We start from the raw sequence: 22,139 nt of genomic DNA, 5'->3' as shown, positions 1-22,139 counted from the left end.
AGGCAGCGGTATAAATACCTTAGCTGCCCTTTTCAAAGTTTCACATTGTTAACCAAATTTAAGCTTCTGTGTCAGGCGCTTGGTCACTTTCTTGTGAATCCGACGGTTTGTCGCCAGATGAATCTACTGTAGTTTCTGATGTTTCTTGATCAAGTTCAGCTTCTTCGAGCTCTTCTGCTTCAATTACTTCATCAATTTTCTGGAGCCCTACTACATGCTCACCCTCAACTGTTCTAATTAAACGAACACCTTGAGTATTTCGACCCACACACGATACTTCAGAAACGCGCGTTCTTACTAATGTGCCTTGGTCGCTAATTAGCATCATTTCATTGCTTTCATCAACTTGAACAGCGCCAACTACTGAGCCGTTACGTTCAGAAACCTTGATTGAAACAACACCTTTCGTTGCACGGCTCTTAGCTGGGTATTCAGAAACTGGTGTACGTTTACCATAGCCATTTTCTGTAGCGGTAAGTATGTCACCATCGCTTGACGGTACAATCAAAGATACAACACGTTCGTCTTCACCAATTCTAATACCGCGAACACCTGAAGCTGTTCTGCCCATTGCTCTTACTTGTTCTTCAGAGAAACGCACTACTTTACCAGCATCTGAGAAGAGCATAATTTCGCTGCTTCCGTCAGTTAAATCTACGCCAATAAGTTCGTCACCGTCATTTAGGTTTACAGCAATAATACCGTTAGCTCGTGGACGTGAATATAAAGTCAATTCAGTTTTCTTAACTGTTCCGTTTGCCGTTGCCATAAATACAAATTTACCTGCTTCAAACTCTTGAATCGGCAGTATTGCAGTAATACGTTCGTTTTCTTCTAATGGAAGAATATTAACAATAGGACGGCCACGCGCATTTCGGCTAGCTAATGGCAGTTGATACACTTTCAACCAATATAAGCGCCCACGCGTTGAGAAGCATAAAATGTGATCGTGAGTATTAGCAACCAGTAATCGTTCAATGAAATCTTCATCTTTCATCTTCGTTGCTGACTTACCTTTACCACCACGACGCTGCGCTTCGTAATCTGACAGTTTTTGATACTTAACGTAACCTTCACGTGAAAGTGTAACAACAACTTCTTCGCGCTCAATTAGGTCTTCAATATCAATGTCGTGGCTAGCTGCGGTTATTTCAGTACGGCGTTCATCACCAAATTCGTCTCTAACTTTGACTAATTCTTCTGTAATTACTTCCATTAAACGTACAGAGCTGCCTAAAATTTCTAAAAGTTCCGCAATTACGTCAATCAAATCACGGTATTCAGCAAGAATTTTATCATGCTCTAAGCCGGTTAACTTGTTCAAACGTAAATCTAGAATAGCTTGCGCTTGCTCGTCGGTTAAATAGTACAAACCATCGCGAATACCGTATTCGTCAGCTAACCAATCAGGACGCGCCGCATCGTCACCTGCTCTTTCAAGCATTTGCGATACATCACCTAAATCCCAACCACTTGCTACTAATGCCATTTTAGCATCAGCAGGGCTTTTAGAAGCTTTAATTAGTTCAATGATCGGGTCAATATTAACAAGGGCTATAGCTAAGCCTTCTAATATATGAGCTCGGTCACGGGCTTTTTTAAGCTCGTATACGGTACGACGAGTTACTACTTCACGGCGATGTAAAACAAACGCTTCAAGTACTTCTTTTAAGTTAAATACTTTAGGCTGTGTTTTATCTAAGGCAACCATATTGATGCCGAACACAGTTTGTAACTGGGTCAAGGAGTATAAGTGGTTTAATAATACTTCAGCAGATTCATTACGCTTAACTTCAATAACAATACGCATGCCATCTTTATCAGACTCGTCGCGTAAAGCAGAAACACCTTCAACCTTCTTCTCTTTAACTAGCTCAGCAATTTTTTCAATTAAGCGAGCTTTATTAACTTGGTATGGAATTTCATGAACAATAATAGTTTCTTTACCATTATCTTCTGTTTCTATTTCAGCTTTCGCACGTAAATAGATTTTACCTCGGCCCGTTTTATAAGCGTTGATAATGCCTTGGCGACCACTAATAATCGCTGCCGTTGGGAAATCTGGACCTGGAATATATTCGATTAAGTCTTCAATCGACATATCAGGGTTTTCAATTAATGCGATAGTACCGTTAATAACTTCATTTAAGTTGTGTGGCGGTATATTTGTTGCCATACCAACAGCAATACCTGACGAGCCATTTACTAATAGGTTAGGTACTTTAGTTGGCAGCACTTCTGGAATGTGCTCTTGGCCATCATAGTTAGGTACAAAGTTAACGGTTTCTTTGTCTAAGTCAGCCAGTAATTCATGCGCAATTTTTGCCATACGTATTTCGGTATAACGCATTGCTGCGGCTGAGTCTCCATCTACTGAACCAAAGTTACCTTGGCCGTCAACTAACATGTAGCGAAGTGAGAAAGGCTGAGCCATACGAACAATGGTATCGTAAACCGCTGAGTCACCATGTGGGTGATACTTACCGATTACGTCACCAACAACCCTTGCGGATTTTTTATAAGGCTTATTGAAATCGTTTTTAAGTTCATTCATTGCAAATAATACGCGGCGATGAACAGGTTTCAAACCGTCTCTTACATCAGGTAAGGCACGCCCTACAATTACACTCATAGCGTAATCAAGGTAAGAATTTTTTAATTCTTCTTCAATGTTAATGGGAGAAATTTCGTTGGCATTATCAGACATAAACCAAATGTTCCTTTTATTCTATCGATGCTTTTTCTGACGCTATTCATTATATAAATGAACGTTAGTCTTACTGAACCGATAACTTTGTTATTATTAACGTTTATTAGCATAATACTAACACTAGTTTGATAAAAACAGTAGCGTATTCGTGCGTGTAAAAGAGCTAAAATGCAGCCTAATTGTTACTTAACACCCTAGACTGTTTAAAATTCACACTATTGCGAAACTAAAAGTATGTAATATTAGAAAAAATTAAAACGCGTGAATAAACTGAGGTATTATTAATATCTATACTTTCGCAATAGTAGCCCGTCTTAAGGAATATATAATGAGCAACGTTGATGCCTCTGAACTTTCAAAATTTGAACAACTCGCGAGTTCTTGGTGGGACAAAGAAGGTGAATTCAAATCATTACATGATATAAATCCTTTACGTGTTGATTTAATTGAGGAGGCTGTTGGCGGCCTTTTTAATAAAACGGTAATTGATGTAGGTTGTGGTGGTGGTATTTTATCAGAAGCATTAGTAAATAAAGGTGCGAATGTAACTGGTCTTGATATGGTTGACGCCTCTTTAGAGGTCGCTAAATTACATACCTTAGAGTCCAAAGTTGATGTGAATTATGTTTTATCAACGGCTGAAGACTGGGCTAATAAGCATGCACAATCCTATGATGTAGTGTGCTGCTTGGAAATGCTAGAACATGTGCCAGATCCAAAATCTGTTATTCAAGCCTGTGCTGAACTTGTTAAACCGGGCGGTTTTGTTATTTTTTCAACGCTTAATAGAAACATAAAGTCATACTTAATGGCGATAATGGCGGCGGAGTACATTTTAGGCATGGTGCCTAAAGGCACGCATGATCATAGTAAATTTATAAAGCCAGCTGAATTAATTAAGATGATTGAGACAAGCAATTTATGCCCTCAATTTATAACTGGCCTGCATTTTAATCCAATATCTCAAGCTTATTATATTGACAACAAAAACGTAGATGTGAATTACTTTGTCGTTTGCCAACTGCCGCTTAACGCATAAGTTTCACTTGCTTTTTAAAATTAATACAAAGTCTGATTTTATTTTCATCGCTTATGCTAATTACTGATAATGATTAAATTTTTAGTATAAAAAAATATAGACCAAATTAAGCTATTTTTTCAGCAAAAATACTTTACGAAATATCTTGCATATATACGATCGCATTTCTAATTACTATTTATGGGTTAGTTCATACTAACCCATAAATTAGCTGTCAATTTTTTGACACCGCATTTCTAAAAAACACTACATATAGTGATTGCAATACAAGCCAAGACACACTATCTTGTGCCTAACCACATGAGTCAAAATCTTGGAATACTTTATTCTAAAGAATGATTTGTGCTGCACTCCGCTAAAATGACTAATAAAACATGTCGCAGTATTCACTGTAGGCGTGTAACAAGAGCTAAAAGAGCATATTTAATATGAATAACAACCTGCTAGTGACTAAAAGAGATGGTTCTCAAGAACCAATCGATTTAGAAAAAATCCACAAAGTAGTCACTTGGGCTGCACAAGGTCTAGACGACGTTTCTGTATCTCAAGTTGAAATCAAAGCCCAAATACAATTTTATAACGGTATTCGTACCGAAGAAATCCATGAAACTATGATTAAATCAGCGGCTGATTTAATCACTACGGAAACCCCTGATTATCAGTATTTGGCTGCTCGCCTAGCGATATTCCATCTTCGTAAAAAAGCGTATGGCCAATTTGAGCCACCTAAACTATATGAGCAAGTGAAAAGTATGGTTGAGCAAGGCAAATATGATGAACATTTGCTTAATGATTATACCGAAGAAGAGTTTGCACTTATGGATGGTTTTATAGACCATTCAAGAGACATGAACTTTAGTTACGCTGCTGTAAAGCAATTGGAAGGAAAGTATCTTGTTCAAAACAGAGTAAGTGGCGCTATTTACGAAAGTGCGCAATTTTTATATGTATTGGTAGCGGCTTGCTTGTTCGCGAAGTATGAAAAAGATGTGCGCTTAGATTACGTTAAACGTTTCTACGATGCCGCATCAACGTTCAAGCTATCATTACCAACGCCAATTATGGCAGGTGTTCGCACCCCTACTCGCCAATTTAGTTCATGCGTACTTATTGAAACCGGCGATAGCCTTGATTCAATCAACGCAACTGCTAGCGCGATTGTTAAATATGTAAGCCAACGTGCGGGTATTGGCATCAACGCTGGGCGAATTAGAGCATTAGGCAGCCCTATCCGAGGTGGTGAAGCTTTCCACACAGGCTGTATTCCTTTTTATAAGTACTTCCAAACTGCCGTTAAAAGCTGTTCACAAGGCGGTGTGCGCGGTGGCGCGGCAACCTTGTTTTATCCTTTATGGCATATGGAAATTGAAAACCTACTTGTGCTTAAAAACAACCGCGGCGTTGAAGAAAACCGCGTTCGTCATTTAGATTATGGTGTTCAATGTAACAAGTTAATGTACTCACGCATGATTAAAGATGACTACATAACGCTTTTCAGTCCATCTGATACACCAGGCTTGTACGATGCTTTCTTCGCCGATCAAGATGAGTTTGAGCGCCTGTACGTAAAATACGAAAATGACACCAGTATTCGCAAAAAGCGTGTTAAAGCCATTGAACTGTTTGGTCAATTTATGCAAGAACGCGCAAACACTGGCCGTATCTATTTACAAAATGTTGACCACTGCAATACGCATAGCCCATTTGATCCTAAAGTGGCACCTGTGCGCCAAAGCAACCTGTGTTTAGAAATAGCGCTACCGACTAAACCTCTACAACACGTAAATGACCCTGACGGCGAAATTGCGCTTTGTACTCTTTCGGCATTTAACTTAGGTGCAATAGAAAGTTTAGATGATTTAGAAGAATTGGCTGAACTGTCAGTTAGAGCCTTAGATTCATTATTAGATTACCAAGATTACCCTGTTCCAGCTGCTTATAACGCTACTATGGGTAGACGTACCTTAGGAATAGGCGTAATTAATTTCGCGTATTACTTAGCTAAGAACGGCGTTAAATACTCAGACGGCAGTGCTAACCCGCTTATTCACCGAACTTTTGAAGCGGTTCAGTACTACTTAATGCGTGCGTCAAACAACTTGGCGAAAGAAAAAGGTGCATGTCCTAAGTTTAATGAAACTACCTATTCTCAAGGCATTATGCCCATTGATAGCTACAAAAAAGATCTCGATAAAATTTGTAACGAACCGCTTCAATATGACTGGGATGCATTACGCGAAGACGTTGTAAAATATGGATTACGCAACAGTACTTTATCGGCTCTAATGCCTTCTGAAACTTCTTCTCAAATTTCTAATGCAACCAATGGTATTGAACCGCCACGTGGTCACATTAGTATAAAAGCGAGTAAGGATGGCGTATTGAAACAGGTTGTACCTGAATACAAGCGTCTTAAAGACCAATACGAGTTGCTTTGGGATTTACCATCTAACGATGGGTATTTACAGTTGGTTGCTATAATGCAGAAATTTATAGACCAAACCATTTCAGCAAATACCAGTTATGATCCAGGGAAATACGAAGGTAACAAGGTACCTATGAAGGTGTTGTTAAAAGACTTGTTAACCACCTACAAATTAGGCATTAAGACTTTGTATTACCATAACACTCGTGACGGTGCGTCTGATAAATCTGATGCTGAATTAGCAATAGATAAAGCAAATTCAAACGCACAAGAAGTCATTATTGAAGAAGATGATGATTGCGCTGGCGGAGCCTGTAAAATATAGGGTACACCTAAATCGCGTATTGTTGGTTTTTAGTTTGAATTAGCAATACGCAACCCTTACTGTTCTGTATTAAAATGATAATAATAAATTTCTAGCTTAACTTTATAATCGGGCAATTAATTAATGAAATATACGACGTTTAACCAAAAAACAATCGACACCATGCGTGAACCTATGTTTTTTGGAAACCCTGTCAATGTAGCGCGCTATGACCAACAAAAGCACCCTATTTTTGAAAAACTGATTGAAAAACAAATCAGTTTTTTTTGGCGTCCAGAAGAAGTAGATGTTAGTAAAGACCGTGTAGATTTTGGAAAATTAACTGATGCTGAAAAACACATTTTCACGTCTAACTTGAAATATCAAACCTTACTTGATTCAATTCAAGGCCGTTCTCCGAACATCGCATTCTTACCTATCATTTCTTTACCTGAGCTTGAAACATGGGTAGAGACTTGGTCATTTTTTGAAACGATTCACTCACGTTCATACACGCATATTTTACGAAATTTATTTACCGACCCTAGCTCCGTATTTGATGACATTGTGGTAAATGACGAAATTAAGCGCAGAGCGGGCGATATATCGCAATATTACGATGATCTTATATTTGCGACGCAACTTTATCAAAGCCAAGGCGAAGGTACCTACGAAGACGAAGGTAAACCCTACCCTGTTAACATGCGCGAACTAAAGAAAAAACTTTATTTGTGCATGAATTCAGTTAACGCACTAGAAGCCATTCGTTTTTATGTTTCATTTGCATGTACGTTTGCATTTGCAGAGCGTGAATTGATGGAAGGTAACTCTAAAATCATTCGTTTAATTGCACGCGATGAAAACATTCATTTGACCAGTACTCAGCATATTCTAAATTTGTGGAGTAAGGGAAATGATGATCCAGAAATGGCTGAAATTGCTTTAGAATGCCAAGACCAAGCTCGAGAAATATTCTTAACGGCAGTTCAACAAGAGAAAGAGTGGGCTAAATATTTGTTCAAAGATGGCTCAATGCTGGGCCTCAATGAAGAAATATTGTGTGATTACGTTGAGTTTATTGCCAACCAACGTATGGCAGCAATTGGCTTAAAAACTGAATTTGAAAGTAAAAGTAATCCCCTGCCTTGGATGAATAATTATTTAAGTTCAGACAACGTGCAAGTAGCACCACAAGAAGTAGAAGTGAGTTCATACTTGGTGTCGCAAATTGACGCGGAAGTAAGCGCGGGTGACTTTGACGATTTTGATCTATAACGATTAAACGTGGTTAATCTAAATGCCTTTACAACCCAATTCTAAGGTTCACTTAGCCGGTGATACTCAAAGTCCTGAGAAACCTCAGACGAGTATCACTTTAGAGCAAAAGCAATATACTCATAGAGCAGGTGAAACAATATTAGAAACCTTGCAACGAAACGGCATTGATACAGAATTCAACTGCAAGGAAGGGTTTTGTGGAGTGTGCCGTACAAAGTTGTTAAAAGGAAGTGTTGAATACAACTTAGACCCTTTAGCGTTTATAGATGACGATGAAATTTTAACTTGTTGCACGCACCCTAAAGGCAATATTGAAATCAAAATTGAGTATTAGTGTATCAAATACTTAACTGATAGAAACGAAACAATAAAAAGCCCTCAAAATGAGGGCTTTTTATTGTTTATAAATCGAGGCCTATTCTTGAAGCTACTTCAATGTACGACTCTACCACCGAGCCTAAGCCTTGGCGGAACCTGTCTTTATCTAATTTTTTCTTAGTGTCTTTATCCCACAAACGGCAGCCGTCGGGCGTAAATTCATCGCCTAATACTATATTTCCGTCAGCATCTACACCAAATTCCAATTTAAAATCAACTAACAACATACCGCCGTCTAAAAATAGAGGAGATAAAATGCTATTTACCTTAAAAGTAAGTACCTTCATTTGCTCAATCTGGTCTTCCGTTGCCCAGCCAAATGAAATGGCATGAGTTTCGTTTACCATAGGATCATGCAAAGCATCGTTCTTAAGGAAAAATTCAAACGTTGGAGGGCTTAGTGCTAAGCCCTCTTCAACGCCTAAGCGTCGACATAGAGATCCGGCCGCAAAATTTCTCACAACACATTCAACGGGGATCATATCAAGCTTCTTCACTAAACTTTCGTTGTCAGAAAGTAATGATTCAACTTGGGTTTTAACTCCGGCTTCTTCTAGTTGCTGCATAATGTAGTGATTGAATTTATTGTTGACCTCACCCTTGCGGCTTAGTTGTTCAATTTTCTCACCGTCAAATGCCGATGTATCGTCTCGAAATTCTAAAATTAGCTTATTAGGATCTTCTGTTACGAATACCGTTTTTGCCTTTCCGCGATACAGCTCACTTACTTTTTGCATGTTTAGTGCTCTCTTCTTATTTATCTACTAAATATCAAGGTTGTCTGAAGCCATGTAGTCTTTAAATACTGGGAATAGATCAGTAATTTGGCTAGGTGTAAACGCAATGTTTTCATCATCTTTGAACGTAACGCTAGTCTTTGCACCCACTCGCTCTACTAAGATACGATAATTTTCTTTATCTAATGACAACTCGTCTTTACTAAACCAACCTGAATACCAACTTTCTTCTTGGCCTTTGTAGGCAACAAACATGATGCCTGAGGATTGGTCTAGGTCAATTACATCAAAGCCCATTTTACGCAAAACCAACAACAAACGAGGCCAAGTATTGTTGTATTGGGCGTCTACAATAATAGTAGATTCATCAGCACCGTTAATCCCTAATTCAGAATTAAAACCATCTCTAATTTTTGCAATGCGCTGGGTTTGCGCTAAACGAAGCCCAAAATCATATTCAGCAATAATGTAGTTTAAAAAGTTTACTTCATTACTGCGCTTCGCTATTGGATCAAGCTTATTGAGTGCTTCGTTTCCATCAACATCAATGTAAGCAATAATTTCATTTGTAAGCGCCGCTGTACGTCCGTGAGGTTCCACGTCTAATGACAACTTGAACCTTTTAGCTTGCTCTACATAGCTACTTGAGAATTCGTACCAACTGGAATCTAACTCCGTTTTACTAATTACCCAATCGGTTACTAGTATATTGTTCTGTTCATCAAAGCTTTCAACGCCAATATTATTTTGCTCAAGGTAGGTGAGTACCTTATCCCAAATTGTTTTTTCCAAGGCTTGGCTGTCGTCAACTTGGTCAAACAAAACGGTGGCATCTTCACTGCCCTCTTCTACATGCGAGCCTGCAACTAACGGTAACACAAGTCGAGGAGAACTAACTCTAACTTGATCTCCAATTAAGCCTGTGCGTGACTCACTTGTGTCTAAATTAGGAATATCATATCTGTTAGAGCGCGTAGGCGCATCAAGCTCTTCAGGCGTTTGAAAGCCTTCGTCAAGCCCTTTGGTATCCAAATAATCGTAATCGCCAGTTGCTCGCTCACGCGAACCTGGACTTGAACATGCGCTAAGCACTACGGCCGCACATAAGGTGATGAGAAATTGTTTATTCATTTATTTTTCTATTAATCCCAGTACATTCAACTCATGTTCGATTGCAGCTTGCTCATTTAGTTCAGGTAATACCATCGGCAAACGCAAATTAGGTGTTTTTATTAATCCCATTTTGTATAAAGCCCACTTCGGCATTACAGGATTTGGAGCAATAAATAAGGTTTGGTGAAGCGATTCTAATGGCTCATCGCTTGCTTTAGATGCTTTGCTATCACCGGCAAGCGCGAATTCACACATTTTCGACATGCTATTTGGCATGATGTTCGCGGTAACTGAAATGACACCGTCACCACCACTATTCATAAATTCACAACCGGTGGCGTCGTCACCACTAAATAATAAAAAATCTTTAGGAAGATTAGCTTGTAGCTCGGCTAAACGAGTCAAATCACCCGTTGCATCTTTTATTCCTACTATATTTTTGTGCTTTGCAAGTTCTACTACCGTGCTGGTTTGCATATCTAGCACCGTTCTTGATGGAACATTGTAAAGAATAAGAGGAAGTTCTGATGCATCTGCTACCGCGTTGAAGTGGGCAATTAAGCCCTTTTGCTGAGGTTTGTTGTAATAAGGTACAACGCTTAAAAAACCATCAACACCTAGCTTTGCAATTTCTTTAGTTAAGAAAACAGCTTCATCAGTCGCATTTGCGCCTGAACCGGCAATAACAGGCACTTTTCCTGCCACATATTCAACAATTTTCGATATAACATTAATGTGTTCATCAAAAGGTAAAGTGGCGGATTCACCTGTAGTTCCTACGGCTACTATGCCATGTGTGTTATTTTCGATATGAAAAGCCACTAGCTTCTCAAGACTTTCATAATCTACTTCGCCAGACGCTAACATTGGCGTCACTAATGCGACAAAACTGCCCTGAAACATCATTACTCCCCTTTTAATCAATGCGCAATATTAGAGGCCTAAGAGCTTAAAAACAAGCTTTCTTATAGATTTATAGTAATAAAATCTAATTCGTACACACAAAAGAATTCATGATCGCCTGCTGGGTATTTTTTGCTAATATAAAATGGCTATAATTAGGATAAACTTATTCATGTCTCAACAATTAATTATTAACATTCTTGGTCCCAACTCAATGGCGGCTTTAAATATAATCGCAGCGCAAATAAGTCAGCATAATTGCAATATTTTAGACAGTCGCCATGCGCTGTATGGAACTGATTTTTCATTAACCATGATTGTAAGCGGTCATATTGCGGACATTACCTTGGTCGAAATTGATTTGTCGCAATTGTGCGTTGAACATTCCCTATTATGCATGCTTAAGCGTACATCGGGCCATCAAAAGCAAAATATTGGGCAATATATTAATCTTGATTTTTCCGGTACTGATGCAGCCGGTGTTATGCAAAAGGTCTCCCAGGCTTTGAGCCAAGTTAATGTATCGGTGCATGCTTTACGCCAAAAAACGGTATTGATTGATGACGTAAGAACCCTTAAATGCAAAATGATTTTATCTGCGCCTGAAGGAATTGATTTAGATGGCTTTGATACCCACATTAAACACTTACTTAATGAATTAGGTTTACATGGCAAAATTAGCCATTCTAATGACACTAGCAATAATCATTATATTGATAGTTGGTAAACTTGTTCCTACATCGTTTACAATAATTATTTTAGCGCTTTAATAAGGATTCATAGATGATACAAGAAACACAAACCGCTCCGGCTTTCACGCTACTTAACCAAGATTCAGAGTCGGTTTCATTAAGTGATTTTGCTGGCAAAAAAGTGCTTGTTTATTTTTACCCTAAAGCATCCACTCCTGGTTGTACTGTTCAAGCAAATGGGCTAAACGATAGCCTCGAAGCGCTATCAGAGCATAACGTTGAAGTACTCGGTATTTCGATTGACGCACCAAAGCGGTTAATCAACTTTAAAACTAAGCAAAACCTAGCATTCACCTTGTTGTCAGATGAAGATCATAAAGTTTGCGAAGCATTTGGCGTATGGCAACTTAAAAAGTTCATGGGTAAAGAATATATGGGAATTGTAAGAACCAGTTTTTTAATAGACGAACATGGCGTAGTAAGTAAAGTATTTGATAAGTTTAAAACTAAAGATCATCATGAAGTGGTACTTAACTATTTAAATAGTTAAGCGCCCACATTGTCATTACCGCGTAGGCGGTAAGCTCATTAGCACGGGTCTTAATTTAGAAAATTCCCTCGGAGGTTCTCACCTTCGTGGGAATGGCTCACGCACCTCAACCGTCATTACCGCGCAGGCGGTAAACTTATTTGCAGTGCTACTTATCTTCCAAAATAATATTTTCTTCTAATCGCGGGTTTGACCAAGCCGTGATTAAAGCTTTTACTAAGGTCGCCAAAGGAATAGCGAAAAACACGCCCCAAAATCCCCAGAGCCCGCCAAATAATAAAACTGCAATTATAATATACAAAGGGTGTAAACTTACCGCTTCTGAAAACAATATAGGAACAAGTAAGTTGCCATCTAAACCTTGTATTATGGCATACACCAACATTAGGTAGCCAAATTCAGAACTTAATCCAAATTGAAATAAACCTACAATGGCCACGGGAATGGTAACCACCGCTGCGCCAATATATGGAATGAGAACAGAAAAACCAACCAGTACGCCTAGTAGAACGGCAAAGCGTAAGTCTAACAAAGTGAAGGCTATACTCGTTACCGAAGCAACGATGACTATTTCAATAACTTTACCGCGAATATAGTTAGCGATTTGTGTGTTCATTTCTTCGCCAACTTGCGTTATTAAACGGCGCTCAGCAGGTAGTATAGAATTTAAGCTGCTAACGAAAATCTGTTTATCATTTAGCATAAAAAACACCATAAGCGGCACCAAAACAATGTAAATAAGTAATGCAGCAATATTGCCTATAGAGCTAAATGAAGCTGACAATAGCTGCTGACCAAATTCTACTACACGCTCATTTAGCCCTGCCATTGCAGTTTTTATGTACTCAACTTCAATTAACGATGGATACTTTGCAGGTAAACTCGTTAACCATATTTGCGTTGAATCCCAAATAAGCGGTATTTCTTGAACAAAATTCACGCTTTGCCTAGAAATAATCGGAATGATACTAACAGCGGTAATAAAACAAATAACAAAGAAAATAAATAGAGTAAAAGAAGTCGCTATCCAGCGTCTAATACCAATTTTTTCCATTCGAGAAACTGGTACATCTAATAAATAAGCAATAACTATAGCCACTAATACTGGCATTAGCATCTCACCGAATACATACAACAGCGTTGTCATTATCAAAATAAACAATAACAACATTAAGGCATTGGGATCTGAAAACTTGCGTTTATACCAATTTCCAAAAACTCCTAACATTCACTCTTCCTTTTTGATTAGTCAACATTCTACTGCTTGCATTTAGTGTATCAGTTTAGGCACAAATACTCTCAGTGATAAATAGATTTTTTAACTACACTATAATATTTTTTGTTATGCTGAAACTAAGCTCATTGTAAGCGGTCTATATGTAAGTAGAGTGCTTAAATCAATTGTAGGAAATTTGCGGCTTCATGAAGTTTTTATCGATAAAAAAATTATTAGTAGTATGCTCAATGAGTTTCTTAATTAGCTCTGTTGCGCATTCAATGGCGCAAACATTTGAGAATAATCGGAACCAATTGCCCGAAATAGGGGTCGTTGCGTCTGACGTATTAACTATTGATAAAGAACGAATAATTGGCGATATCATAATGCGCCAACTGCGCGGGCAAGCACCATTAGTGTTAGATCCTGTTCTACAAGAATACATCCAAGGGATTGGGAACCGTTTGGTTATTGAAGCCGATAACGCCAAATTTCCATTTAAATTTTTTATGATTAACAACCCTGTTATAAATGCTTTTGCATTTTACGGTGGTCATATAGGTATCCACACCGGATTAATTGCTCAAGCTTCTACCGAAAGCGAACTTGCTTCGGTATTCGCCCACGAAATAGCACACGTTACCCAGCGTCATTTAGCTCGAAGGGCGCAGAGTCAACAGCGTTCAGCGCCACTTCAAATAGCCAGCTTAATTGGTGGTTTATTGCTTGCTATAGCAGACCCTGAAGCAGGTATTGCGGCAGTAAATGCCGGTATGGCGGGTTCTCAACAAGCCTCAATCAACTTTACTCGAAATAACGAAAAAGAAGCAGACAACATTGGGATTAATATATTATACCGAGCCGGTTTTGATCCTCAGGGAGCCCCTGGCTTCTTTGGCAAATTGGCTGAGCAAGCACGTGGACGTTCAAACCAATTAGCATTCTTACAAACTCACCCCTTACCTGAAGATAGAATTGCACAAACGGTTACACGCGCCAGAAGTTATGGTGAGAAAAGAGTGCCCGCTAGCCTTGATTTTCATTTGGCTAAAGCGCGTGTGATTGCTCGTTATATTACTATTCCTGAACGGAATATACCGTTTTTGCAAAATCGATTATCAAACAGCAATACGGTTGAGCAAAAAGCCCTTAAATATGGCTTGGCTATGAGTCTATTTGAATCAGAACGATATAGTGCATCAAAGGAAATACTAGACCCATTGCTGAGTCAAGACCCTGAAAACCTGTTCTACCTTGACTTAATGACCGATATTTACATTAAGCTTGAAACCCCTAGAAAAGCGATAAACTTATTATCGCCTCATTGGAGCCATAGGCCGCAGAACCAAGTGTTAACGTTAAATTTAGCGAATGCCTATATTAGTGCGCTTAACTACGAACCGGCAATTGAAATGCTTCGAGACTTACTGCTACTTGATAACCAAAACTTTTTAGCTTATCAGTTGTTACATGATGCATACGAGCGAAACCAGCAGAAAAAAGACGCCCACATGGTACAAGCTGAAATTTACGCACTGATTTCTGCCTATCCTTTAGCTATAGATGAATTACAGTTCGCGTATAACCAAGTAAAATCTGATGCTATTGAAAAACAGCGTATAAAGGGGCGTATTTCACAATTTCGTGAGGCTGAAGCCGCTATGATGCGCACAAGTATTTAACGCACCTTAATCTTTAGGCGCAATATTTTGATATGATTTTATTGCTGCGTTTAGCGATTCGCTCGATTGCTCTCCAAATAAAGCAACCGCATTCCCGTCATTTGGACCTACAATATAGGTTGCTGGCAAATATTGAGGACGTTCAAATTTAAACGGGGTATGTAGTTCGCTTATTACGGCAAACTCAATGTTATATTTTTTTTCTAAAGCGAGTAAACGGTCAAGAGGAAGTTTGTCAAAGCTAATAGCGAAGACCTCAACGTTATTCGGCGCCTGCGCTACAAATTCATTAAGCGCCGGAATTTCGCGTAAACACGGTGCGCACCATTCTGCAAAATAATTAACAATTAATACTTTATCGGTAAAATCATCATAATTATATTGCTGACCACCAGTGGTCATAAAGTCGTAATGGTTTGACTGATATTTGAAAATTACTGTAATCAGCACTAAAAGCAGTACGATAAATGCTAGAATCCATGTTAGTTTTTGTTTCATTATTATTATGTTTTAATTTTATGAGGTTAAATAATGCCTAAAGCAATTTTGTTTCACAACCCTCGTTGTTCTAAAAGTCGTCAGGCTCTTGAATATATGCAGCAGCAACACGCTAATATTGAGTTAGATGTTATTGAATACCTCAAGCAGCCACCAAGCTTAGATGAACTGGAATCGCTGTTTAACGCTCTCAATATTGAAAGTGCGCACACAATGATACGCCCAAAAGAAAAAGAGTATAATGAGGCAGGCTTGAACAAAAATGCCAGTAATGAATCGGTTTTAGAAGCCATTTCAAACTACCCTAAACTTCTCGAGCGCCCTATTGTTAGCTTTGAAGGTAAAGCGGCCATAGGACGTCCTTTGTCAAATATAGAGGCCTTAATGAATGTGTAAAGTGTTAGTTCTGTATTACTCTAAACATGGTAAAACGGCATTGCTCGCACAAAAAATTGCAATGGGTATTGAACAACAAGGTGCCCAAGCCATTGTGAGGACCGTACCCGACATTACACATAAAACAGAATTCGTTCCCGATGATAGTGTCCCCTCACAGGGTCATTTATACGTAACAAAAGAAGATTTAATGCATTGTGATGGCCTTGCTCTGGGGAGCCCTACTCATTTTGGTAATATGGCCTCGCCTCTTAAATACTTTATTGACTCCCTTACAGATATTTGGCTAAAAGGAAGTTTAGTTGACAAGCCCGCATGTGTTTTCACGTCATCCTCTAGCATGCATGGTGGCCAAGAATCGACGTTGTTGTCGATGATGCTGCCGCTGTTTCATCATGGTATGTGTATACTTGGCTTGCCATATAGTGAACCTGATTTACACACAACGCGATCTGGTTGCAGCCCTTACGGCGTATCAAGTGTTGAAATAGTCAATAAGAATAAGTTGAGCGACGAAGAATCCACTTTAGCAATTGCAATGGGTAATAGATTAGCTCGCCACGCGCAAAAATTAGGTAAGTAATATGACAACTAACATTCAACAAATTAAACCAATGTCTTCAAAGGTTAAAAGCTATCGGTTCTTGGCGCTTATTTCGCACATTGGTTTACTCTCTTGGTTGTCCATTTGGTACCTATTACTCAATAACTCTCAGCAATATTCATTTGCATTTGTGTTCATTGTTTACTTGCTGCCCCTGCTTTTACCCTTACATGGTGTAATAAAAGCAAAACCCTATACTCATGCTTGGGCATGTTTTATTGTTTTATGGTATTTCTTGCACGGCATAACGGTTATCTATTCTGAGCCAAGCTACATTGTTCATGCGATTATAGAATTAGTATTAGCGATAGGGATGTTTGCTGGCTGCAGTTTATTTGCAAGAAACAGAGGCCAAGAACTTGGTAGCGCTTTACCTAAACTGAGTAAAGTAATGGAACAAGAAAAAGAATATTTCGAAAGGAATACTAAACATGACACAACTGATGCCTAGCGCAAAATATACAATACTACTAATAGCCTTTATTCTTCTTAGCGCTTGTGGCGGAGGAAGCAGTAATGATAGTGGCCGCCCCAGTTTAGGTTCGCTTACACCCACTGAATCAACAGGTTCTATAGTGCCCATTTTAGATTCCGACAGCATTGAAATTTATGGTGATATTGAGCTTAAAGCGCAAGGTGCAGGTGGATTCGCGATAATTCCTAAAAGTGCCTATCAAATTGAAGAAATCAAGTGGCTGCAAACTGCTGGTGCCACCCTTCCATTTCTAGCATCAAATTCTCAAACAATTGGCTTTGATGTGCCTAGTAGCGGAAATTATGCAATTCAAGCCCAAGTTAAATTACAAGGCGAATCTGAGTTTAGTACATATGACATAAGTTTTTCAGCGCTTGACGCCGGACAAACAACCAATATCCGTTTAGATCATAGTGTTTCTGAATTAGGAAAAGTATCATTACACCTTGGTATTCCGGCGGGTAAAACTATCAGCAGCATTGAATGGCAACAATTAGCTGGGCCACAAGTTAACTCTCTTGAACAATCTGACGCATATTTGTTTTTTGATGCGCCATCAGTTGTTCATGACGCTATTATTAAATTCCAAGCGCAAGTTTCATATTCCGATGGCACCACCGGAACAGATGACGTTTTAGTCACTGTAAAAAATGTCAATTTTAACGAAACCGGCCTGTTCTATAGCAACAACTTTATTGTAAGTAGCGACATGTTTAGCGCAAATAGCAGCAGCCCATTTAAAGATGCGATTGAACAATGCATTTACAATAACCAAATTCCTAGTACGCCAATTTGTAGTTTTGATGATTTGCCTCTTATAGGCACGTCTACTAATGGCAACACGCCAAGTGTAGAGCAAATATTAGATCGCACTTTAGTGTCACATGAATGGATGGCGGAGCGTTTTAAAAACTACTTAGAAAATTCTTCTGCGGGCGTTGATATGCGAAATTTACTGCGCGGCGTCACGGGTGTTGTTATTTCTTATGATGTTCGCCCCTCTTTTTATTGGGCAGCCACTGGCGCAATTTATTTAGATGCCAACAATTTTTGGCAAAGCCCAGCAGAGCGAGACACACTAAATGACGTACCTGATTACCGCTCAGATTTCGGTAGCGAACTGCAATTTCAAATGTTGTGGCGTTATACTAAAAACAACGATTATTATCCAAGCGGTCGTTATCTTAAACAGTCTAGAGAATCCCGCAGTTTTAGTGATCTTGAAGCCTCTATTTCTTGGCTGATGTATCATGAACTTGCGCACGCTAATGATTTCTTCCCAAGTACGGTTTGGTCAAACATAAACCCAAATACAACGCCCTTAGCGTACTACAACGAAAACGGTACCAACTCAGATATTTTGGACCAGCAGTACCCGCTAAGGTCAAACGAAATGCACGCCCTTGCGCAGGTGAGGTATAGAAACGAAACGCCAACAGCGACACAAAAATCTTATCAAGGTGACGATATAAAACAATTTTTTGAGCCCGATATAGCCCCATCATTTTATGCTTATCTCACAACAAGGGAAGATTTTGCCGTATTGTTTGAGCGCTACATGATGCTGTATAGGCTTGACTCTGAAGCTGATGTCGCTATTAGCGATAGCCAATCAAGTAATGATTATGGAATAACGTGGGGCCAAAGAAACCGCATTACTGATACCAACCTAGCTGACCGAGCAGTGTTTGTGGTAAGTAGAGTTTATCCTGATTTACAAGGTGTTCGCAGTTCGTTAAACGAACTCCCCCAACCTATTTTGATGAATACTAGTCAGGGTTGGTTTAGTAACGTTAATATATCGCCCAGTACAGAAGCTACGCAACGCAGCAAATTTAATAATAAGCAACAAGTAAATCTGCAAGAACAATTTATAATTGATAGCAACAGAGATAGCCAGCTAGGTTTACTCAACCAGCCCTAAAGGCGATATCACAACTTAAGAGTAGATTTAATAAAAGGAATGGTTACTTTGCGCTTGTTTTGAAGTGAAGCTTTATCAAGCGCTTGTAAATGGCTCATTAAAACCCCCATATCTCGACTAGTTCTATTGAGTAAAAACTTTATAGCATCATCTTGAAAGCTCATTCCAAGAGCCTGTGCGTGTTGAATTAAAGCTTGTTGTTTCTGTTCGTCGTTTAAGGGCTTCAGTGAAAAATTCACACCCCATTGCAAGCGAGTGCGCAAGTCAGCTAATGTCAATTCTAGTTGGCTAATAGCTTGGCTTGAGGCCATTAGCAACAAAGTATTATCGTTTTCAACGAACTGATTGATAAAATCAAACAAGCCCCGCTGCCAGTCGCTAGAAGCGCTAACTAAATCAATGTTATCAATACAAATTACTTGATTAACAATAATACCCTGTAATACTTCCGTGGGAAGATTAACAAGTGAGGCCATATTAACGTACTGATGGCTAATACCCTTGCGTTGCGCCATTTCGGTAATAGCCAGTAGCAAATGGGTTTTGCCCACGCCTGAACTACCATCTATCATGCAAATACGCTGCGAGGCAGGCATGAAGTTATCGGGTTGTGTAAGTACACTCTTAATGTGTGCCACACTGGCGCCGTTATCACCCTCAATAAACGTTGTAAATTCGTTTTCTTTACTAAATGAAACAGGTAAAACTAACTGCACGTATTCCCTACTCCCGCCAATAAAATTGCATGGTTTGATCATTGCTAACAGAAGACTCTGTTTGTAAACGAGGGTCTAAAGATAAAATCGACTTAAGTTGCTGTGCCGATATACTTTGTTCTATTAAGAAATACGATTTTTTACTTTCTTGTTTGTTCAAATAAACTTTGCTAACTGAAGGTAATGATTCAAGTAAATTAATAACCGATACGTAATCAGATAAAGAATCTACATTGTTAAATACAACTTCAATTGCTTCTGTTATTGAGGTATCTGATGACTGATTCACTGCAAATTGTTTAGCTAAAACATTAGCATATTCGTCTACAAGTGCACTTAGCCCTAATTCTTGGCTTGCGCTAAACAAAGTACCCGTTTCAACTGTTTTACCGTCAGTAAAAATATAATCAATTTTAAACTGAGTATCTGGCGAAATCGCATTAGGTAAGCTTAATGAATCAGTAGGATGACTGAGTTGTTCCAATTCACTGTTAGTAGGCAAATTGGCTTCACTCTCATCTTGATTGTCTGACGCTGCATTACTAATATTGCGTAAGCCCTGATTAAATTCACTAACCGCATCAAACTCTTCTTTTAAAGCCTTTTGTTGTTCTAAGGCTAAGGCGTGGTCATTCTGATTATAAGATTCAATGGTTGCACTTAATAAAAAATCAGCATTGTATCTAATGCTGTTTGCTCGTAAAACTGATACAAACTGATTCCATACATCATATACAGACACATTGCTTGTATCTTGTAGATCCCCAATAGGAATAATGAGGTCAATGCCTCGGGCAAAGGCTTTTAATTCTATGGTACTAATTAGCGCTGATGCATCTTTTTGCACACTTGCTTGATTCTGATAAAGTACATTTTTTCGCTTGTTGAGGTCTTTATTGGCTAACCAAACAATACCTGTAGGCCGCAAGCTAGCCCATACATTCAATCCCGACGCCATTAATAAGTTTTCAACCTTTTGACGATTAAATGTAGCCTCAAATATTAAATTATCTTCTTTTTGTAAAAAACTGCTAGCGATTAAAAATTGTTCGTAATTATCAACTGCTCTTTTAATAGCAGGTTCATTAAGTACTGTTGGTGTGCCACTTAACTTTACGAATACTTGTGCTAAAGCTTCCTTACCGGCTTCCTGCTGTGCATATATAGATTGCCCCACTACAGGGACCCTGCCCACGTTAACGTGATCGATGTTACGTGCACACACAGAAGAAGCCCCGCTAAATAGCAGAGTAATAAAAAGCAATAAATGCGTTAACTGGTTCAAAACAATCCTTTCTTTGAGTTTGAAAATAGTCAAACGCGTATTGTCGACCATTTGCCAGCAATTTGCATCAGAATTTTTTCCTTAAGTTTTTAATACCCTTTAATTGTCCTAACTGTTAATATGTGCGCGTTTTTTCAAGTCGAGGAAAATTAGTGACCGATACAAGCAAAAAATCACTCAGCTACAAAGATGCAGGCGTGGATATTGATGCAGGAAACGCGCTCGTTGATAGAATTAAGTCAGTAACTAAAGCGACTAACCGACCTGAAGTTAAAGGCGGGTTAGGCGGTTTTGGAGCTTTGTGCTCATTGCCAACTAAATACAAAAACCCATTGCTGGTTTCTGGTACTGATGGTGTTGGCACGAAGTTACGACTTGCCATGGATAATAATAAACATGATGGCATTGGCATCGATTTAGTAGCGATGTGCGTAAATGACCTTATTGTACAAGGTGCCGAACCTTTATTTTTCCTTGACTACTACGCTACAGGTAAACTAGACGTTGATACCGCAGCTACCGTTGTTACAGGTATAGGCGAAGGTTGTAAACTCTCTAACTGCGCGCTTATTGGTGGTGAAACTGCTGAAATGCCGGGCATGTATCATGGTAATGATTACGATGTAGCGGGTTTTTGTGTAGGTGTAGTTGAAGCTGACAAGGTTATTGACGGTAGTCAAGTAAGCGCAGGAAACAAGCTGATAGCCTTAGCTTCATCAGGTCCTCATTCAAACGGTTATTCATTGATTCGTAAAATCATTGAAGTGGCAAATGTTGACACTAGCGAATTATTAAATGATAAACCCATTATAGAACACCTTCTAGAGCCTACACGTATATACGTGAAAAACGTGCTAACACTCCTAGAAAAATACCAGGTAAATGCTATTTCGCATATTACTGGTGGCGGTTTTTGGGAAAATATCCCGCGCGTTTTGCCTGATAATGTTACCGCATCAATTGATGGTTCTTCTTGGCAGTGGCCTGCTATTTTTGACTTCTTACAAGAAAAAGGAAATGTACAAAGAACTGAAATGTACAGAACTTTTAATTGTGGTGTTGGTTTAATGATGGCTGTTGAATCCGAAAGTGCTGATGAAATAGTCGCTATGCTAAATCAGCTTGGCGAGAAAGCGTGGGTGATTGGCGAACTTATACCAAAGGTTGATGATCAAGACGTTATTATTTCACCTTTATAAGCCTATTGGTTAAAT

At 38.9% G+C, this 22,139-nt stretch carries 20 protein-coding genes; 12 read left to right on the top strand and 8 right to left on the bottom strand.

Features of this window, described 5'->3' with window-relative positions; genetic code table 11:
• Positions 1-58 precede the first annotated feature (58 nt).
• A complete protein-coding gene (gene gyrA, locus ACOI22_RS02305) occupies positions 59-2,707 on the bottom strand; it encodes a DNA topoisomerase (ATP-hydrolyzing) subunit A (RefSeq protein ID WP_420669799.1) in 2,649 nt (882 codons plus the stop codon).
• A gap of 331 nt (positions 2,708-3,038) precedes the next feature.
• On the opposite strand from gyrA, the gene ubiG reads away from it, so the two are divergent.
• From ubiG to yfaE, 4 genes are all read left to right on the top strand, one after another.
• Complete coding sequence (gene ubiG / locus ACOI22_RS02300) at positions 3,039-3,749, top strand: bifunctional 2-polyprenyl-6-hydroxyphenol methylase/3-demethylubiquinol 3-O-methyltransferase UbiG (RefSeq protein ID WP_420669797.1); 711 nt, start codon at positions 3,039-3,041, stop codon at positions 3,747-3,749.
• Positions 3,750-4,177: 428 nt separating this feature from the next.
• Positions 4,178-6,499 carry a class 1a ribonucleoside-diphosphate reductase subunit alpha gene (gene nrdA / locus ACOI22_RS02295; protein ID WP_420669795.1) on the top strand — a complete coding sequence of 774 codons (2,322 nt, stop codon included), beginning with the start codon at positions 4,178-4,180 and terminating at the stop codon, positions 6,497-6,499.
• A gap of 123 nt (positions 6,500-6,622) precedes the next feature.
• Positions 6,623-7,753, top strand: a complete 1,131-nt coding sequence (gene nrdB, locus ACOI22_RS02290; protein WP_420669793.1) for a class Ia ribonucleoside-diphosphate reductase subunit beta — start codon at positions 6,623-6,625, stop codon at positions 7,751-7,753.
• A 22-nt stretch (positions 7,754-7,775) separates the two neighbouring features.
• On the top strand, positions 7,776-8,090 hold the full coding sequence (gene yfaE / locus ACOI22_RS02285; RefSeq protein ID WP_420669791.1) for a class I ribonucleotide reductase maintenance protein YfaE: 315 nt from the start codon (positions 7,776-7,778) through the stop codon (positions 8,088-8,090).
• A 67-nt stretch (positions 8,091-8,157) separates the two neighbouring features.
• Here the strand turns inward: yfaE and purC are convergent, their stop codons facing one another.
• The 3 genes from purC to dapA are packed head-to-tail and all read right to left on the bottom strand — an operon-like array spanning position 8,158 to position 10,887.
• Positions 8,158-8,871, bottom strand: a complete 714-nt coding sequence (gene purC, locus ACOI22_RS02280) for a phosphoribosylaminoimidazolesuccinocarboxamide synthase (RefSeq protein ID WP_420669789.1) — start codon at positions 8,869-8,871, stop codon at positions 8,158-8,160.
• 27 nt (positions 8,872-8,898) lie between these two features.
• The gene (gene bamC / locus ACOI22_RS02275) at positions 8,899-10,002 is read right to left on the bottom strand and encodes an outer membrane protein assembly factor BamC (protein WP_420669787.1); all 1,104 of its coding nucleotides are present in this window, start codon (positions 10,000-10,002) and stop codon (positions 8,899-8,901) included.
• The gene (gene dapA / locus ACOI22_RS02270) at positions 10,003-10,887 is read right to left on the bottom strand and encodes a 4-hydroxy-tetrahydrodipicolinate synthase (protein ID WP_420672296.1); all 885 of its coding nucleotides are present in this window, start codon (positions 10,885-10,887) and stop codon (positions 10,003-10,005) included.
• Between the two features lie 172 nt (positions 10,888-11,059).
• Here dapA and ACOI22_RS02265 point away from each other — a divergent pair, with 172 nt between their 5' ends.
• Both ACOI22_RS02265 and bcp read left to right on the top strand, forming a co-directional pair.
• On the top strand, positions 11,060-11,614 hold the full coding sequence (locus tag ACOI22_RS02265; RefSeq protein ID WP_420669785.1) for a glycine cleavage system protein R: 555 nt from the start codon (positions 11,060-11,062) through the stop codon (positions 11,612-11,614).
• A 56-nt stretch (positions 11,615-11,670) separates the two neighbouring features.
• Positions 11,671-12,129 carry a thioredoxin-dependent thiol peroxidase gene (bcp, locus tag ACOI22_RS02260; protein WP_420669783.1) on the top strand — a complete coding sequence of 153 codons (459 nt, stop codon included), beginning with the start codon at positions 11,671-11,673 and terminating at the stop codon, positions 12,127-12,129.
• Between the two features lie 148 nt (positions 12,130-12,277).
• On the opposite strand, the gene ACOI22_RS02255 is transcribed toward bcp, so the two are convergent.
• Positions 12,278-13,357, bottom strand: a complete 1,080-nt coding sequence (locus ACOI22_RS02255; RefSeq protein WP_420669781.1) for an AI-2E family transporter — start codon at positions 13,355-13,357, stop codon at positions 12,278-12,280.
• A 194-nt stretch (positions 13,358-13,551) separates the two neighbouring features.
• Between ACOI22_RS02255 and ACOI22_RS02250 the strand changes: the two genes are divergently transcribed.
• A complete protein-coding gene (locus ACOI22_RS02250; RefSeq protein WP_420669779.1) occupies positions 13,552-15,027 on the top strand; it encodes a M48 family metalloprotease in 1,476 nt (491 codons plus the stop codon).
• Between the two features lie 6 nt (positions 15,028-15,033).
• Here the strand turns inward: ACOI22_RS02250 and ACOI22_RS02245 are convergent, their stop codons facing one another.
• Positions 15,034-15,525, bottom strand: coding sequence for a TlpA family protein disulfide reductase (locus tag ACOI22_RS02245; protein WP_420669777.1), 492 nt, complete (start codon positions 15,523-15,525; stop codon positions 15,034-15,036).
• Positions 15,526-15,558: 33 nt separating this feature from the next.
• Between ACOI22_RS02245 and arsC the strand changes: the two genes are divergently transcribed.
• Genes arsC through ACOI22_RS02225 form a run of 4 tightly spaced genes read left to right on the top strand, consistent with a single transcriptional unit; the run spans position 15,559 to position 18,924 of the window.
• Positions 15,559-15,921 (top strand): arsenate reductase (glutaredoxin), encoded by a 363-nt coding sequence (gene arsC / locus ACOI22_RS02240; protein WP_420669775.1) that lies wholly within the window; start codon positions 15,559-15,561, stop codon positions 15,919-15,921.
• Positions 15,914-16,504, top strand: coding sequence for an NAD(P)H:quinone oxidoreductase (gene wrbA / locus ACOI22_RS02235; protein WP_420669773.1), 591 nt, complete (start codon positions 15,914-15,916; stop codon positions 16,502-16,504). The genes arsC and wrbA overlap by 8 nt, the downstream gene beginning before the upstream one ends.
• A gap of 1 nt (position 16,505) precedes the next feature.
• Entirely contained in the window at positions 16,506-16,976 is a 471-nt protein-coding gene (locus ACOI22_RS02230) for a DUF2069 domain-containing protein (RefSeq protein WP_420669771.1), read from the top strand.
• Complete coding sequence (locus tag ACOI22_RS02225) at positions 16,957-18,924, top strand: hypothetical protein (protein ID WP_420669769.1); 1,968 nt, start codon at positions 16,957-16,959, stop codon at positions 18,922-18,924. The genes ACOI22_RS02230 and ACOI22_RS02225 overlap by 20 nt, the downstream gene beginning before the upstream one ends.
• Before the next feature lie 8 nt (positions 18,925-18,932).
• On the opposite strand, the gene hda is transcribed toward ACOI22_RS02225, so the two are convergent.
• Both hda and ACOI22_RS02215 read right to left on the bottom strand, forming a co-directional pair.
• Positions 18,933-19,640, bottom strand: coding sequence for a DnaA regulatory inactivator Hda (gene hda, locus ACOI22_RS02220; protein WP_420669767.1), 708 nt, complete (start codon positions 19,638-19,640; stop codon positions 18,933-18,935).
• Positions 19,641-19,647: 7 nt separating this feature from the next.
• Complete coding sequence (locus ACOI22_RS02215; protein ID WP_420669765.1) at positions 19,648-20,925, bottom strand: DUF2066 domain-containing protein; 1,278 nt, start codon at positions 20,923-20,925, stop codon at positions 19,648-19,650.
• 152 nt (positions 20,926-21,077) lie between these two features.
• Between ACOI22_RS02215 and purM the strand changes: the two genes are divergently transcribed.
• Positions 21,078-22,124 (top strand): phosphoribosylformylglycinamidine cyclo-ligase, encoded by a 1,047-nt coding sequence (gene purM, locus ACOI22_RS02210; protein ID WP_420669763.1) that lies wholly within the window; start codon positions 21,078-21,080, stop codon positions 22,122-22,124.
• The last annotated feature ends 15 nt before the right edge of the window (positions 22,125-22,139 follow it).

This window comes from Glaciecola sp. 2405UD65-10, from assembly GCF_048820975.1.
In the GTDB taxonomy this organism is placed as follows: Bacteria; Pseudomonadota; Gammaproteobacteria; order Enterobacterales; family Alteromonadaceae; genus Glaciecola.
This window is presented reverse-complemented; position numbering and strand designations above follow the sequence as displayed.

What these genes read in the sequence shown, in the direction of transcription:
- gyrA (WP_420669799.1), bottom strand. Translation starts at nt 2,707, where the DNA reads ATGTCTGATAATGCCAACGAAATTTCTCCCATTAACATTGAAGAAGAA.
- bcp (WP_420669783.1), top strand. Translation starts at nt 11,671, where the DNA reads ATGATACAAGAAACACAAACCGCTCCGGCTTTCACGCTACTTAACCAA.
- ubiG (WP_420669797.1), top strand. Translation starts at nt 3,039, where the DNA reads ATGAGCAACGTTGATGCCTCTGAACTTTCAAAATTTGAACAACTCGCG.
- ACOI22_RS02255 (WP_420669781.1), bottom strand. Translation starts at nt 13,357, where the DNA reads ATGTTAGGAGTTTTTGGAAATTGGTATAAACGCAAGTTTTCAGATCCC.
- nrdB (WP_420669793.1), top strand. Translation starts at nt 6,623, where the DNA reads ATGAAATATACGACGTTTAACCAAAAAACAATCGACACCATGCGTGAA.
- purC (WP_420669789.1), bottom strand. Translation starts at nt 8,871, where the DNA reads ATGCAAAAAGTAAGTGAGCTGTATCGCGGAAAGGCAAAAACGGTATTC.
- wrbA (WP_420669773.1), top strand. Translation starts at nt 15,914, where the DNA reads ATGTGTAAAGTGTTAGTTCTGTATTACTCTAAACATGGTAAAACGGCA.
- ACOI22_RS02250 (WP_420669779.1), top strand. Translation starts at nt 13,552, where the DNA reads ATGAAGTTTTTATCGATAAAAAAATTATTAGTAGTATGCTCAATGAGT.
- ACOI22_RS02245 (WP_420669777.1), bottom strand. Translation starts at nt 15,525, where the DNA reads ATGAAACAAAAACTAACATGGATTCTAGCATTTATCGTACTGCTTTTA.
- arsC (WP_420669775.1), top strand. Translation starts at nt 15,559, where the DNA reads ATGCCTAAAGCAATTTTGTTTCACAACCCTCGTTGTTCTAAAAGTCGT.
- yfaE (WP_420669791.1), top strand. Translation starts at nt 7,776, where the DNA reads ATGCCTTTACAACCCAATTCTAAGGTTCACTTAGCCGGTGATACTCAA.
- bamC (WP_420669787.1), bottom strand. Translation starts at nt 10,002, where the DNA reads ATGAATAAACAATTTCTCATCACCTTATGTGCGGCCGTAGTGCTTAGC.
- dapA (WP_420672296.1), bottom strand. Translation starts at nt 10,887, where the DNA reads ATGTTTCAGGGCAGTTTTGTCGCATTAGTGACGCCAATGTTAGCGTCT.
- ACOI22_RS02265 (WP_420669785.1), top strand. Translation starts at nt 11,060, where the DNA reads ATGTCTCAACAATTAATTATTAACATTCTTGGTCCCAACTCAATGGCG.
- nrdA (WP_420669795.1), top strand. Translation starts at nt 4,178, where the DNA reads ATGAATAACAACCTGCTAGTGACTAAAAGAGATGGTTCTCAAGAACCA.
- ACOI22_RS02225 (WP_420669769.1), top strand. Translation starts at nt 16,957, where the DNA reads ATGACACAACTGATGCCTAGCGCAAAATATACAATACTACTAATAGCC.
- ACOI22_RS02230 (WP_420669771.1), top strand. Translation starts at nt 16,506, where the DNA reads ATGACAACTAACATTCAACAAATTAAACCAATGTCTTCAAAGGTTAAA.